This window comes from Ornithinibacillus halophilus (assembly GCF_900129485.1).
Taxonomy (GTDB): domain Bacteria; phylum Bacillota; class Bacilli; order Bacillales; family Amphibacillaceae; genus Ornithinibacillus; species Ornithinibacillus halophilus.
The window spans coordinates 1-15,081 of record NZ_FQVW01000059.1 but is presented as its reverse complement, the minus strand read 5'-3'; the positions used below and the strand labels follow the sequence as shown (position 1 = coordinate 15,081).

The 15,081-nt window shown below is 37.4% G+C and carries 13 protein-coding genes; 11 read left to right on the top strand and 2 right to left on the bottom strand.

Annotation, left to right across the window (positions count from 1 at the left end; all coding sequences use genetic code 11):
• Positions 1–220: 220 nt before the first annotated feature.
• Positions 221–757: a transcription repressor NadR gene (locus BUB12_RS15685; protein WP_072891852.1), complete on the top strand. Its 537-nt coding sequence runs from the start codon at positions 221–223 to the stop codon at positions 755–757.
• 55 nt (positions 758–812) lie between these two features.
• Here the strand turns inward: BUB12_RS15685 and BUB12_RS15680 are convergent, their stop codons facing one another.
• Positions 813–2,165 (bottom strand): alanine/glycine:cation symporter family protein, encoded by a 1,353-nt coding sequence (locus BUB12_RS15680; RefSeq protein ID WP_072891851.1) that lies wholly within the window; start codon positions 2,163–2,165, stop codon positions 813–815.
• A gap of 178 nt (positions 2,166–2,343) precedes the next feature.
• Between BUB12_RS15680 and BUB12_RS15675 the strand changes: the two genes are divergently transcribed.
• The 5 genes from BUB12_RS15675 (at position 2,344) to BUB12_RS15655 (ending at position 5,729) form a co-directional block, all read left to right on the top strand.
• Positions 2,344–2,814 carry a low molecular weight protein-tyrosine-phosphatase gene (locus BUB12_RS15675; RefSeq protein ID WP_072891850.1) on the top strand — a complete coding sequence of 157 codons (471 nt, stop codon included), beginning with the start codon at positions 2,344–2,346 and terminating at the stop codon, positions 2,812–2,814.
• Between the two features lie 18 nt (positions 2,815–2,832).
• Entirely contained in the window at positions 2,833–3,108 is a 276-nt protein-coding gene (locus BUB12_RS15670) for a YtxH domain-containing protein (RefSeq protein ID WP_072891849.1), read from the top strand.
• A gap of 30 nt (positions 3,109–3,138) precedes the next feature.
• A complete protein-coding gene (locus tag BUB12_RS15665) occupies positions 3,139–3,966 on the top strand; it encodes a YihY/virulence factor BrkB family protein (RefSeq protein WP_084063379.1) in 828 nt (275 codons plus the stop codon).
• Positions 3,967–4,168: 202 nt separating this feature from the next.
• On the top strand, positions 4,169–5,029 hold the full coding sequence (locus tag BUB12_RS15660) for a transporter substrate-binding domain-containing protein (protein WP_072891848.1): 861 nt from the start codon (positions 4,169–4,171) through the stop codon (positions 5,027–5,029).
• A gap of 1 nt (position 5,030) precedes the next feature.
• Positions 5,031–5,729 carry an amino acid ABC transporter permease gene (locus tag BUB12_RS15655; RefSeq protein WP_072891847.1) on the top strand — a complete coding sequence of 233 codons (699 nt, stop codon included), beginning with the start codon at positions 5,031–5,033 and terminating at the stop codon, positions 5,727–5,729.
• Positions 5,730–5,770: 41 nt separating this feature from the next.
• Here the strand turns inward: BUB12_RS15655 and BUB12_RS15650 are convergent, their stop codons facing one another.
• The gene (locus BUB12_RS15650) at positions 5,771–6,943 is read right to left on the bottom strand and encodes an MFS transporter (protein ID WP_072891846.1); all 1,173 of its coding nucleotides are present in this window, start codon (positions 6,941–6,943) and stop codon (positions 5,771–5,773) included.
• 133 nt (positions 6,944–7,076) lie between these two features.
• On the opposite strand from BUB12_RS15650, the gene BUB12_RS15645 reads away from it, so the two are divergent.
• From BUB12_RS15645 to BUB12_RS15625, 5 genes are all read left to right on the top strand, one after another.
• Positions 7,077–7,898, top strand: coding sequence for a YfkD famly protein (locus tag BUB12_RS15645; RefSeq protein ID WP_072891845.1), 822 nt, complete (start codon positions 7,077–7,079; stop codon positions 7,896–7,898).
• A 230-nt stretch (positions 7,899–8,128) separates the two neighbouring features.
• Positions 8,129–9,436, top strand: coding sequence for a Na+/H+ antiporter family protein (locus BUB12_RS15640; protein WP_072891844.1), 1,308 nt, complete (start codon positions 8,129–8,131; stop codon positions 9,434–9,436).
• A 259-nt stretch (positions 9,437–9,695) separates the two neighbouring features.
• Positions 9,696–10,484 (top strand): delta-lactam-biosynthetic de-N-acetylase, encoded by a 789-nt coding sequence (gene pdaA / locus BUB12_RS15635; protein WP_072891843.1) that lies wholly within the window; start codon positions 9,696–9,698, stop codon positions 10,482–10,484.
• Between the two features lie 158 nt (positions 10,485–10,642).
• A complete protein-coding gene (gene mbcS / locus BUB12_RS15630; protein WP_072891842.1) occupies positions 10,643–12,220 on the top strand; it encodes an acyl-CoA synthetase MbcS in 1,578 nt (525 codons plus the stop codon).
• Positions 12,221–12,583: 363 nt separating this feature from the next.
• Entirely contained in the window at positions 12,584–14,725 is a 2,142-nt protein-coding gene (locus BUB12_RS15625; protein ID WP_072891841.1) for an ATP-dependent Clp protease ATP-binding subunit, read from the top strand.
• Positions 14,726–15,081 lie beyond the last annotated feature (356 nt).

Here is a 15,081-nt window from a genome sequence, read left to right as displayed (position 1 = left end):
AAAGATAAGAATGTATAAAATTCAGAGATGTCTAGCTCCAGCGCCTACCCCCTCGAGGTCTTAAGTCAATCCTCTCTGTGGCAAAGAACGCCACGCCGAGGCTCGACTTAAGCTTGTCGGGGGTGACCAAGGCGCTTGCGCTCTTCTTAGTAAATGCAATTAGGGAATGGATTCGGTATACTAGTAGTAAGAAGTGTCGGAAAGAAAGAGAGGGATTTGGATGCAGCATGATGAAAAAGTGTTGGGTGAGAATAGGAGAAATTTAATACTGTCATGGTTAAAAGAAAGCCAGGAACCACTAACAGGAAAATTATTAGCAGAACGGACGAATGTTAGTCGACAAGTCATTGTACAAGATGTTTCTCTATTGAAAGCTAAAGGGGAACCGATTATGGCAACTTCAAGAGGATATGTCTATTTACAAGACGAAGAAAACGGGGCTCTATTTTCTAAAATTATCGTTGTAAGCCATCAGCCAGAAGAGACGGAAGATGAATTAAATACACTAGTTGATCATGGTGTGACAGTGAAAAATGTCATGGTTGAACATCCTATTTATGGGGATTTAACTGGATCCCTTATGTTAAAAAATAGGAGAGATGTACAAATATTTATAACGGAGCTTAAAGAGAAGAAAGTCTCTTTATTATCAGATCTAACAAATGGCGTTCATATACATACTATTGAGGCAGAAACAAAGCAACAGTTGGATGAGGTGTGTGAAGTGTTGAAAGCGAAGGGATATTTGTTGGAGTAGAAGAAAATGCTATTCATTAAAAAGTCGCCTGGAAATTGTCCAGGCGACTTTTCTATTAGGATGCTTGGGCTTTTTCTTGCTCTTTCTCTTTTTTGGCGACTTCCATAAATCGTTTCGTCTCGTATACGACGACACCAGAAAGTCCGAGTAGACCAATTAAGTTTGGTATTGCCATTAGGCCATTAAAGACATCAGAGATGCCCCAAACAAGGTCAAGAGACTGAACGGCACCGATCATAATTGCTAATACGAATACGATGCGATAATATGGTACAGCTTTGTCGCTGAATAGGTAAGCGAAACATTTCTCACCGTAGTAAGACCAGCCAACTAGTGTAGAGAATGCAAATAGTACGATACCGATAGCTACAATATTACTTCCAGTATCCCCTAGGAATGCACCAAATGAAGCCATTGTTAATGGTCCACCTTCTAGTCCACTACCTGCTAGGTCACCCATAACGATAACGATACCAGTGATAGAACACACAATAATCGTATCGATTAATACTTGTGTCATAGAAACAAGTGCTTGACGACCAGGGTAGTCTGTTTTAGCTGCAGCTGCAGCAATTGGTGCAGAACCTAGACCTGCTTCGTTTGAGAATACCCCACGGGCAACCCCGTAACGAATAACAGTACCTAGAATACCCCCACCAATAGCGCTTCCAGTAAACGCATCAGAAAAAATCAATCCAACAGCAGCAGGAACGATATCAAAATTCATCACAATAATGATAAGTCCACCAATAACATAAAATAATGCCATAATCGGTACGAAGAATGCAGTTACACGACCGATACTCTTAATTCCACCTAGAATAACAAGTCCAGCTAGTAAGGTTAAAACAACACCTGTGATCCAAGTAGGTACACTAAATGATTCATTTAACGCATCTGACACGGAATTGGACTGAACCATGTTTCCAATTCCAAAAGCTGCAACAGCACCAAAGATTGCAAAAGCTACACCTAACCACTTTTGCTTTAATCCTTTTTCCAGGTAATACATTGGTCCCCCGGACATTTCGCCTTTACTATTCTCCTCACGATATTTTACAGCGAGAATCGCTTCGGCGTACTTCGTTGCCATTCCAAAGATTGCAGTAATCCACATCCAGAATACTGCACCAGGTCCACCAAGAACAACAGCTGTCGCAACACCAACGATGTTCCCGGTACCTATCGTGGCTGCCATTGCCGTACTGAGCGCTTGATAATGGCTAATATCCCCTTTTGATTTTTTGTCTTGTCGAGTTGGGCTAAAAGCTAATCGTAAGGCATACGGTAAGGCACGTATTTGTAAGAACCCTAAGCGGAATGTTAAGTACAAACCGGTACCTACAATTAAGATAAGAGTAGGTGGTCCCCAGACAAAACTACTTATTTCATTAATAATGTCTAGCATGTTACTTCCTCCTTTACAATTTTTTATAAAGTATACCTATATTAAATATTCCGAAAATTTGATTAAAAAGTCAACCCCTTTTGCAATATTTAATAAAAAAATAATATATCCTATTCTTACCATTTAACTTAAAAAAGCAAAATAGTTCGATTATAATGAGAGGGAGGATGGTGAAAAAATGATTCGTGTATTATTTGTCTGTCTAGGGAATATTTGTCGGTCCCCAATGGCAGAAGCAGTGTTTAGAGATTTAATCAACAAAGAGAAATTGCAAGATATGATAGAAGTAGATTCTGCTGGCACTGGAAATTGGCATGAGGGGCATATGCCACATGAAGGTACTAGAAAAATATTAGACCAACAAAAGATTAGTTATAATGGCATGAAAGCAAGACAAGTTCAAAAAGAAGATTGGGATCGTTTTGATTATTTAATTGCAATGGATACAAATAACATAAAGAACTTAAAATCAATCCATAATAAGAATGATCAAGTGACGATTGCGAAGCTCTTGGATTTTGTAGAGGATACAGATACTTTGGATGTACCAGATCCATATTTTACTGGAGATTTTGATTATACTTATCAGTTAGTTTCAAAGGGTTGTAAGAATTTGTTAATGTATATTAAGGACAAACATAACATATAAAAAGGAGAGGTATGTATTATGGGTAGAAGACGATTGTATACAAGTATGGCAGTGGGCGCACTTTTAGGTGGTGTCTATGCTCTTTTTGATAAGGATACTAGAAATTATACGAAAGAACAGCTAGGTAACTTAAAAGAAAAAACATCGTATATTGCACAACACCCAACTGAAACTGTCCACAATGTACGTGAAACCTTTAATAAATTCAACAGTACATTTAACTATCAAGCGGAAAATGCTATAAATGCTTTGGAGCAAATTGAAACGACGTTGGACAAGGTGACCAAGAAGTAGTTGAACTCTATGAGGGAATGGGGGAATAATGTGAAGCAGGTACTTATTTTTCTAAAGGAATTATATGAAGAAATTATCAATGATGATGTGTTTGGATTAGCTGCACAGCTTGCTTATTTCTTTCTGTTATCCTTATTCCCGTTTTTGCTATTCTTAATTACTCTTATCGGATACCTTCCTATTGATGAACAGGTCATTATGAAAGTACTGTCTACTGTTGCGCCAGCAGATTCCATGCAATTAATTGAATCTAATGTTGAACAGCTAGCCCATCAACAAAATGGTGGCTTATTATCAATTACGTTAATTGGTACTTTATGGTCTGCTTCAAATGGTGTAAATGCAATAATGAGATCCTTTAACCATGCGTATGATGTAAAAGAAAGCCGTTCATTCATTGTTTCTAGATTCATTGCTATTGTCTTAACAATTGCAATGATTGGCGTTATTATTGTCGCTATATTACTTCCTGTGCTAGGAAGAATGATTGGAGTTTATATTTTTTCCTTCTTTGGTTTGTCAGATAACTTCCTAACTGTCTGGGAAATGCTACGTTGGGTAATTTCATCAGTAGTCTTCTTTATCGTCTTTTTATTTTTGTATAAACTAGCACCAAACATGAGAATTCATTTTAGAAATTGCTTTTGGGGTGCATTGTTTGCAACGACTACATGGCAATTAGTTTCATTTGGCTTTTCATACTACGTGGAAACACTTGGAAATTACTCCGCCACCTATGGAAGTTTAGGAGCAGTGATTGTGTTAATGATCTGGTTTTATATTTCTGGAGTCATCATTATTATTGGTGGGGTTATAAATGCAACCATTAGAAAATATAAATTAGAACGAAAGAGGTAGCTGTCAGTTAAGTGGCAGCTATTTTATTGTTAAGTTTGAATTGTAACAGTATTCAGTTAAAGTTGGTACAGGTTTAGAAACTTTGATTATGTGGGGAATAACTGTTATAATCATTGTTGTTTTCTGATTATAACAAAAAGGCTCTTTTTATATTCTATTGTTACTAAAAGAGTCTAACTCAACGTATAGGGGGAGAATAAAAATGCGTAAGGCATTGTCTTTATTTACATTAATGGCAGTACTATTTTTAGCAGCGTGTGGGTCTGAGAATAATAACAATGGAGCTGCAAATGAGGAAGAAGTAGAGGACGAAATTTGGGCTGAGATTCAGGAGTCCGGGGAACTTGTAGTAGGAACTGCGGGTACCTTATTTCCAGCATCCTATTATCCGGCAGACTCAGATGAGTTAACAGGATACAATGTGGAAGTTTTTAGAGAAATTGCAGATCGTTTAGGTGTAGACATTAAGTTTGAAGAAATGGCATTTGATGCAATGTTGTCTGCTTTACAAAGTGGTCGTGTTGATATGATTCAAGCTGGGCCTAGAGAAGACAGCCGTGAAAAATTTGCATTTAGTGAACCTGTTAAATATTCCTATTCAACGATGATTGTTCGCTCGGATGATTTATCAGGGATAGAGACATTAGAAGATTTAAAAGGAAAAAAAGCAGGTGGTGCTGCAACTACCGTTTATAGTGAGATTGCAAGAGCATTCGGTGCTGAAGTTGTTACATATGGAAACGTAACGAACGATGCATACTTAAGAGACGTTCATAATGGACGTACAGACCTTGTTATTAATGATTATTATTTACAAAGTCTAGCATTAACAGCTATTACAGAGTTTGACATTACATTACATCCAGATTTGAAATTCCATCCAACAACAAATAATGTAGTTACGAAAAAAGAAGCTACGGTCTTAATGGAAAAAGTAAATGAAATAATCGCTGAAATGAAAGAAGACGGAACCTTAACGGAAATCTCTGAAGAATTCTTCGGTGGTCAGGACGTTTCAAAAGAACCAGAAGGAGAAATCATTGAAGTAGAAGGAATCGAATAATATGTTTGAATTTAAGATTGACAAAGTTCAACTTGAAAATTTATTTGATTTCCAGTTAGCATGGGAAAGCCTTCCGTTTTTATTAGAAGGGGTTCCGATGACGATTTCTATTGCAATTATTTCAATGGGGTTGGGCTTGTTTTTAGGGTTGTTTATTGCTTTAGCGCGAGGTTCTAAGAAAATTCTTTTGCGTTGGCCAGCTCGTGTGTATATTTCGTTTATGCGTGGGACACCAGTAATTGTTTTCCTTTTTCTAGTCTATTATGGCTTACCTATTGTCGGCATTGATTTATCTGCTTACTTAGCAGCTTCTCTCGTATTTGGGATGAACAGTGCTGGATATATAGCAGAAATCAATCGCTCTGCATTAAATAGTGTGGATAATGGACAATGGGAATCATCAAGGGCCCTTAATATGGGATACTGGTTAACAATGCGAAAAGTTATTCTACCACAAGCAACTCGAATAGCCATACCTCCACTATCGAATGTGTTTTTAGATATTGTAAAGGCAACGTCTCTTGCTGCAGTAATTACAGTTCCAGAGCTATTTCAAAAAGCACAAATTGTGGCAGGGCGCACCTTTGACTCAATGACAATGTACATTTTAGTTGCGTTGATCTATTGGCCAATCTGTATCGGAATATCGTATATGCAAGATAAGTTAGAAGAACGGTATAGTAGATATGTAAATCAATAATAAAACTATCCTTTTTCATATGAAAAAGGATAGTTTTTTGGTTATGCTTGTGCAACAGCCTTCTGTTCTTGTTTAAAAATGATTGCTACAGTTATTAGCAGTAGAAGGAATACGAGAATATAAAAGAATGATACCCCTGGGAACCATTGTAAAAATAATCCTCCAATGTAAGGTCCACCAATACTTCCTAAGCTAAATGCAACCCCACACATGATATTTCCGGCTGGTAGCAAATCAGTTGGTAATAAATCAGTCATATACGATATTCCTAATGAGAATAAAGAACCGACAAACATACCTGCAAATGCAAACAAAATAAATAGTGCTACGACTGAAGTTTCTAGATAAGCGGCTAAAAGGAAGCAAACTACCCCACCACTCAGAACTAATAGAAGTACTTTTCTCCTTCCTATCCGATCACTTAACATACCTAATGGTAGCTGTGAGATTAAACTTCCTGCTGCAAAGCAAGGGATGATTAATGATAGTGTACCGACGTCATGACCAATACGTAACCCATAAATCGGGAAAATCCCATGTAAAGTGGCTTCTAAAACTCCATAAGCCATTGGAGCTAGTAGAGCAACCCAAGCAATTTTTCCAGTTTTAATGAATCGTTTAAACGAGCTATTAGTACTCATAGTAGTTGTTGTATTGTCTGATTGTGGCCATTGATTTCGCACCAATAGCATGAGCGACCAAACGAGCATGCTTAACACAGCTGAAACTAGGAATGGTAAAGCTTCATGAATAGCTAACAGTCTTGTCATTAGTGGACCAAGAGCAAATCCAAGACCAAAAAACATTCCGTACAAAGCAATACTTCTTCCGCGTGTTTCTTTAATGACAGTAGTCGTAATCCACGTTTGTGTACCAAAGTGCAGCATGTTATCCCCAATACCAATAGTTACTCTTAAAATAAACCAAAACCAAAGGGCATCCCACACAGGAAAAAGTGCTAAAGATACAAAAACAAGGACTCCTCCTACAATAATAATGGGTTTAAAACCAAATTTTTGCATTGGTTTCTCCATAAAAGGAGATGCTAATAAGACCCCGATGTATAATCCAGTTGCATGCATCCCATTCACTGAGGATGGTACGCCGTTTTGTTCTAAAATTATTGCTAATAAAGGTAGAATCATACCTTGAGAAAAACCTGAAATTGTAACTAGGCTAATTAAAATCCAAAAGCGCATTTTTGTTGAAACCATGTTGTACCTCCTCAAACTATTCCACTATATCAATTTAGGCGATTTTTAATTTAGCGTCAATCAACATGTTCATGTATGAATAATAATCCGTATTTGGTAAGAAACTAATACAAAAAAGGAAAGGAACGTCTGCATGAAACGATTAGATACGAATAGATTTGTTTTCGTGTTATTTATAATTTTTTTACTAGTCCCTTTGGTTGTCTTTGCAGAAGAGAAAAAGGATGACGAAGATAAGAAAAAAGAAGAAAAGAGTGCATACGATGTACCAAGTCATGCCCTAGATATCTCTAAAGAAAATACGTATCCGAACTCAACTGAAGATGAAGAAGTGATTGAACCAAGTGAATTAACAAAGGAATTAATTGATGAATTAGATATTCCAATTGACAATCCAAACCTTATAAAAATGCTCAATGAAACATCATTGAAGCCTTCACCAATTGCTTTTGGTTATCGAGGAATGGTTTTCCTAGGGAGATGGCCATTAAATTACCAATCATCAGATACAACTTTAAACTGGGAGTATCAGCCAATTAATAAAAATGAAGTAAATAATTTAGGAGGCAGTAATCCTCAGAAGCTAAATTATATCCAACAAGAACAACAGAGTATTAAAGGTGCATTGACGAATAAAATCTCAAATCCAAGTGATGTTAAGCGTATGATGATTTTAAAAGCAAAAGAAAAAACGAAATTACCACTTTCCTACCAAACAACAATCGGACATGGAACAAAGAAAGAGAACTCTTACAATGTTCCAGTTGAGAAATTCGGGACGTTGCAAGCTTATGCCCCTGCCGTAAATGAAAAAGGGCAAGTTACATTTGGAGAAGTTTATATTGAATTAAAAGGATCAAAGAAAACAATTGTCATTAAAAATGTAACGAAACAAGGAATTGGTGCCTGGATTCCAATTCAAGACTATGTTTCCTTCTCCTTTCAATTAAAATAATTGATGAATAGGGCTGTCCTAAACGGAGAGCCTTATTTTTAGGTAGAAGGTCGATTCATGAGTCCGATGTTCTCTCGAAAATGTAGTAATAGGCTTCATGTAGGATGGCCTTTGTATGTTATTAAAATTAAAAAAGGGGTTGATTTTATCTCTTTAATGCTTTAGTATGGTAAAGTGTTGAAGGGGATAAAGAGATTAAAACATAGAATAGATGAGAGGGGAATGTCAAAATGGAATGGGTAGTAGTTGTTTCAGTACTAGTCATGACAATACTTAGCTTATTGCGAGTAAATGTTATTGTAGCTATTATTGCTGCTGCATTAACGGCAGGGCTAATGGCTGGTTTAAATTTAAATGATTCCATTAAATTATTAGTCGAAGGAATGGGGGACCAATCCAGTACAGCGTTAAGCTATATTTTGCTTGGAGCGTTCGCTGTAGCGATTAGTTATACAGGGATTACCTCAGTTCTAGTAAACTATTTAATAAAAGTACTAACAGGAAAGAAAACGATGATGGTTTTGGCCATTGCTGGTGTGGCTTCATTATCACAAAACTTAGTTCCAGTGCATATTGCATTTATTCCTATTTTAATTCCACCATTATTAAAGCTATTTGATAAAATGCGCATGGACCGTCGTGCTGTTGCCGTTGCTTTAACATTTGGTTTAAAAGCGCCTTATATTGTAATCCCATATGGATTTGGAGCATTATTCCATGAAACAATTTATAATGCAATGGACCAAAGTGGGATGGTTGTACCAGAGAACGATATCGTGTTAGCGATGATTATTCCTGGAATTGGAATGATAGTAGGGTTATTAATTGCGATTTTCATTACGTACCGAAAAGAAAGAGATGCAGTTCCTGGAGCTGGTGGTTCTGAATTGGTAGCTCAAGAAGAGCCAAAAGAAGTTAAATTTAATATTAAACATGCACTAACATTAGTGGCTATTGTTGCTGCTCTAGTTGTACAAATTGTAACGGGTGAATTAATTCTCGGGGCTTTAACGGGTATCATCTTAATGTTTGCCTTCATTGTTGTTCCATTTAGAAACGGAGACAAAGTAGTAACTGAAGGTATTAGCATGATGGGTACAATTGCGTTTGTGATGCTTGTTGCTTCTGGCTTTGGTAATATCCTAAAATCTACAGGGTCAGTTGAAGCGTTAGTTGAAGTTTCTTCAGGATTTTTAGGAGATAATAAACCAATGATTGCTTTTATCTTATTATTAGTTGGATTAGTCATAACAATTGGTATTGGATCTTCCTTTAGTACTGTTCCTATTATAGCTGCGATTTTTGTGCCTATATGTATAACTGCAGGATTCACCCCACTTGCAACAACGGTTTTAATCGGTACAGCTGGGGCATTAGGTGATGCTGGTTCACCTGCATCAGACAGTACGCTTGGACCAACCTCTGGACTAAATGCCGATGGAAAACATAATCATATTTGGGACACATGTGTACCAACCTTTATTCACTTTAATATTCCATTATTTTTATTCGGGTGGATTGGTGCTATTATTTTTTAAAGTATCACCTTGATTTGAAAGAACTTTCAGATATGTTATACTTCTTACAAATATAGAACGTGTAGAATGTGAGGAGAGATCATATGAAAGAATATTTTCTTATCGGTAGTGAAAAATGGACAGTAACCGTTAAATGGTGTCTAAAGATTGGATTTGTTTTAGGATTAATTACGGGTTTGTCATTGCTAATTTAATTTAGGTATAGTTCATGCATAAGTAACAGCCCACCGGGAAAAATAAGAAAGATAGGTGGGGTGTTATGAAAAAAATAGTAACGATAGTAAGTACATTAATTTTTCTTTTCTCGTTAAGTGTCGGGGTTTCTGAAACCCAAGCTAGTGGCTATGGTTGGGGTTATAAGAAAAATAAAAACCACGAAGTACCGGACATAGGAAAATACAAGCAAATTCTTGAAGAATACGGTTCTTATTACGTAGATGATTCGGGAGAAAAGAATGTATATCTGACATTTGATAATGGATATGAACAAGGATACACAGAAGAAGTGTTAGACGTATTAAAAAAACATGAAGTACCTGCAACTTTTTTTGTTACAGGTCACTATGTTACAAGTCAACCGGATTTGGTTAAAAGAATGGTTGATGAAGGGCATATTATCGGCAATCATTCCTATCATCATCCAGATTTAACGATTGTAACGAAAGAAGTAATGAAGCGTGAGTTAGAGAGTTTAGAACATGCAGTGGCAAAGGTTTCGGATCAAGACGATATAAAATACCTCAGGCCACCAAAAGGATTGTTTAGTGAACAAACCTTAAAATGGGGCAACGAATTAGGATATATCCACGTATTCTGGTCCTTAGCATTCATTGATTGGGAAACTCAAAAAGGCTGGAAGTATGCTTATGACCAAATCATGAGTCAAATCCATCCAGGTGCGATTGTATTGTTACATGCCGTTTCTGAAGATAATGCAAAAGCATTGGATCAACTCATTACGGACTTAAAAAAGGATGGCTATCATTTTAAAAGTCTGGATGATTACGTAATAAAGGATAAAATAAATAGCAAACTTTATGGGTTGTAAGCGATGGAAAAGTCAGGCTGAATGGTCTGGCTTTTTTTCGCGTCTTTTCGGGTATCGACCATGTTAACCATTTTAACTTTTAGTTTATCAACTATCTTTTAAATTTTCGTAATCTTTGATATACTAACTTTAAAATAGGACAAGGGGAGTTGGTACTTTTGAAAAGGGATGAATTAATTGCTCCACTAGATTACAACATTGTCATGGAAATGGAGAAGTTTGCCTCAAAAGATGGGGAAAGAAATGCAATAATATGGCAAGACGAAGCTGGAAATAAAAAAGAGATTTCCTACAGCCAATTATCCAAAAATGTAAATAAAATTGGAAACGCTTTCTATGATAGTGGATTAACAAAAGGAGATAAAGTGCTTGTAATGATCCCTAGACTAATAGAAGCGTATGAAGTGTATCTTGCTGCGTTAAAAATTGGCCTCGTTGTCATACCTAGTTCGGAAATGCTAAAAACAAAGGATTTACAATATCGAATAACGCACGGTGGAATAAAAGCCGTGGTAAGCTACCACCCGTATACCGGGCAGTTTGAAGACATTCATGAGTTTAATAATCTAGTGAGGCTTTCAGTTGGGAATCCTGTGGAAGGCTGGTTGTATCTGGATGGATTAATGGAAGATGCATCAGAAACGCTTGAAATGGCAGACACAAAACGGGATGATTTTGCATTTATGTCCTATACCTCAGGCACAACCGGAAATCCTAAAGGCGTGGTACATACACATGGTTGGGGATTTGCTCACCTAAGAACAGCTCCTGAAAACTGGTTATGTATTAATGAAGGTGACAAAGTATGGGCAACTGCTGGACCTGGATGGCAGAAGTGGATTTGGAGTCCATTTTTATCAGTATTAGGAACAGGCGCTACAGGATTTGTTTACCAAGGGAAGTTTGAGCCTAAAACATATTTACAATTATTGCAGGATGAAGAAATAAATGTACTATGCTGTACGCCTACAGAGTATCGTCTAATGGCAAAAGTTAATAATCTAGCTGATTATAATTTACAGGAATTACATAGTGCTGTATCAGCAGGGGAACCACTGAATGTGGAAGTAATCGATACGTTCCGAAAACACTTTGACATTACTGTTCGCGATGGATATGGTCAAACCGAAAATACCTTATTATTAGGTGTTATGAAAGATATGGAGGTAAAACCAGGATCTATGGGCAAACCAACACCAGGCAATGAAGTAGAAATTATTGATGAATTTGGTGAACCAGTTGGTGTTAATGAAGTCGGAGATATAGCTGTAAAATTAGATAGTCCAGCATTATTCCAAGAGTATTATAAAGATGAAGAACGCACGCAAATGTCACGTCGAGGAGAATATTATATAACAGGTGACCAAGCAAGGAAAGATGAAGATGGCTACTTCTGGTTTGAAGGACGCCGTGATGATATTATTATCAGTTCTGGTTACACCATTGGACCGTTCGAGGTAGAAGATGCTTTAGTCAAACACGCTTCTGTTCAGGAGTGTGCAGTGGTAGCAAGCCCAGATGAAATAAGAGGAAGTATTGTGAAAGCATTCATCGTTCTCAAACCTGGTTTAGAAGGAACGGATGAACTGGTGAAAGAACTGCAAGATCATGTGAAAGAATTGACAGCACCATATAAATATCCAAGAATAATTGAATTCCTAGACGAATTACCAAAAACAACATCAGGAAAAATCCGTCGAGTAGAATTAAGACAGAAAGAATTATTGAATCGATAATTGAGAAAACGCTCCTATTAGGTTAGGGGCGTTTTTTGATTGGAAGGTTGATCGATCATGGAGTGGATTCCCGATAAAATCGTCAAAGTTACTGATAAAACTAAGGACTTTGCTGATAAAAACATTTAATCCCCGATAAACTAAAAACTTTACCGATAAACACCCTCTTTTCCCCGATACAAGAACAAGAGAAACAAACCGTTACAGGCATTAAGGCAAAATTCATAGGCTATTATCCAAAAAAATTTGATCAAAACACTTGAAAGTCAAAAAAGGTCAGAGTATAATAAAGTCACAAGGTCAAAGATAGTCAAAGTCAAACCTGATTAAATATAGATTATAAATTTTTAGGAGGAATGGAATATGAAATGTCAACAATGTGGTGTAAACGAAGCGAATATTAATGTGCACATGCAAATGAATAGTGATAAGTCAGAGATGCACCTCTGCAATTCATGTTTCCGTGAAATCCAAAATAAAATGATGAATTCGAGTGATTTTTTCTCAAATCCATTTTTTGGCGGAAGTGCGGAAGAAGGATTTGCAGGATTCCAAGCGAATGGTGCGAACAATGGTCAAACAACAACAAAGACGAAACAAAAGTCAAATAGAGGAAATGGACTAATTGACCAACTTGGTAAAAATTTAACTCACGCAGCTCGTTCAGGTAACATCGATCCAGTAATTGGTCGTGACAACGAGGTTAAACGTGTGATTGAAACATTAAACAGAAGAAATAAAAATAACCCAGTTTTAATTGGTGAACCTGGGGTTGGTAAAACCGCAATTGCAGAAGGACTCGCTCTAAAAATTGCTGAAGGTAAAGTACCAGCTAAACTAATGAACAAACAGATTTATCTACTAGATGTTGCTTCATTAGTAGCAAACACTGGCATTCGTGGGCAATTTGAGGAACGTATGAAACAGTTAATCCAAGAATTGCAATCTCGTAAAGATATCATTGTATTTATCGATGAGATTCATCTACTAGTAGGTGCTGGTACAGCAGAAAGTTCGCAAATGGACGCTGGGAATATTTTAAAACCAGCACTAGCACGTGGTGAACTACAAATTATTGGTGCAACAACATTAAAAGAATATCGTCAAATTGAAAAAGATGCTGCGCTAGAAAGACGTTTCCAACCAATTATCGTTAAGGAACCGTCTGTGGAAGAAGCTGTCCAAATCCTAAATGGTATTAAAGACCGCTATGAAAATTTCCATGAGGTACGCTATTCCGAGGATGCAATTCGTGCGTTTGTTACTTTATCACAACGTTATATCCAAGATCGTTTCTTGCCAGATAAAGCCATTGACTTGATGGATGAAGTGGGTTCTCGTTTGAACTTAGCAAATGCCGAAAAAGACTCTCATTCGATTGAACAAAAACTGCAAGAAACAATCCAAGAAAAAGAAGCAGCTGCAGAAAAAGAAGACTATGAAAGAGCAGCAAATCTTCGTTATCAAGAAATTCAATTACAAAAACAATTAGAAAAAGCTAAAGGGAAAGAGCAGGTTGTTGATGTAGATATTTCTGATATTCAATTAATCGTGGAAGAGAAAACAGGTATCCCAGTTACAAAAATTCAAGCAGATGAACAAGAAAAGATGAAAAGTCTAGCTGATAATCTGGGTAAAAAAGTCATTGGACAAGAAGAAGCCGTTCAAAAAGTTGCGAAAGCAATCCGTCGTAGTCGTGCAGGTCTTAAATCAAAATACCGTCCAATTGGTTCCTTCTTATTTGTCGGACCAACTGGTGTCGGTAAAACAGAATTGACAAAAGCACTGGCTGAAGAACTGTTCGGTTCACGTGACTCCCTCATCCGTCTAGATATGAGTGAGTACATGGAAAAACATGCCGTTTCTAAAATTATCGGTTCACCACCAGGATATGTAGGTCATGAGGAAGCAGGTCAGTTAACAGAGCGTGTGCGTAGAAATCCTTATTCAATCCTTCTATTGGATGAAATTGAAAAAGCACATCTAGATGTTCAAAACATGTTCCTACAAATCATGGAAGATGGTCATCTAACAGACTCACATGGTCGAACTGTTAGCTTTAAAGAAACAGTTATCATCATGACAAGTAATGCAGGAACAGGTGTAAAGCAAATCAATGTTGGATTTAATCAGGATGCACATGAGTCTGTTTCTCAACTAGAGAACCTAAGTGCGTACTTCAAGCCAGAGTTCTTAAACCGTTTTGATGCAATCATTAATTTCAACGAATTAAAAGAAGAACATCTAGTTCAAATCGTTGATATTATGCTTCACGAATTACAAGAAACAGTGGAAGAAAATGATATTACAATCACAATAACGGATGAAGCGAAAAGAAAGCTAGCTAATATGGGGTATGACCCACGATTCGGGGCTAGACCACTTCGTCGCGTTATCCAAGATAGGATTGAAGACCAATTAACTGACTTGTTATTGGATGATAGCACACTTGATAAAGTAGATGTAGTGTTGGAAAATAACGAGGTCGTTGTGAAAAAAGCATAATTATTAGGAGAAGGAAGGCTGCCCTGGTGTGGGGCAGCCTTCTTTATGTATATATGTGACTTGGTGGTAGGGGTTTGAATTGCTTACCCCCAGGTGAAACTCGCTCGTCCCAGTGTGAGGTTCGCTCGTCGTGGGGTGATCCTCGTTCGCCCCGGGTGAAACTCGCTCGCTGTGGGGTGAGACTCGCTCGCGGAGGGGTGAAGTTCGCTCGCCGTGGTGTGAAACTCGCTCGCTGTGGGGTGAGACTCGCTCGCGGAGGGGTGAAGTTCGCTCGCCGTGGTGTGAAACTCGCTCGTCGTGGTGTGATCTTCGCTCGCGGAGGGGAGAAACTCGCTCGCTGTGGGGTGTGGCTCGCT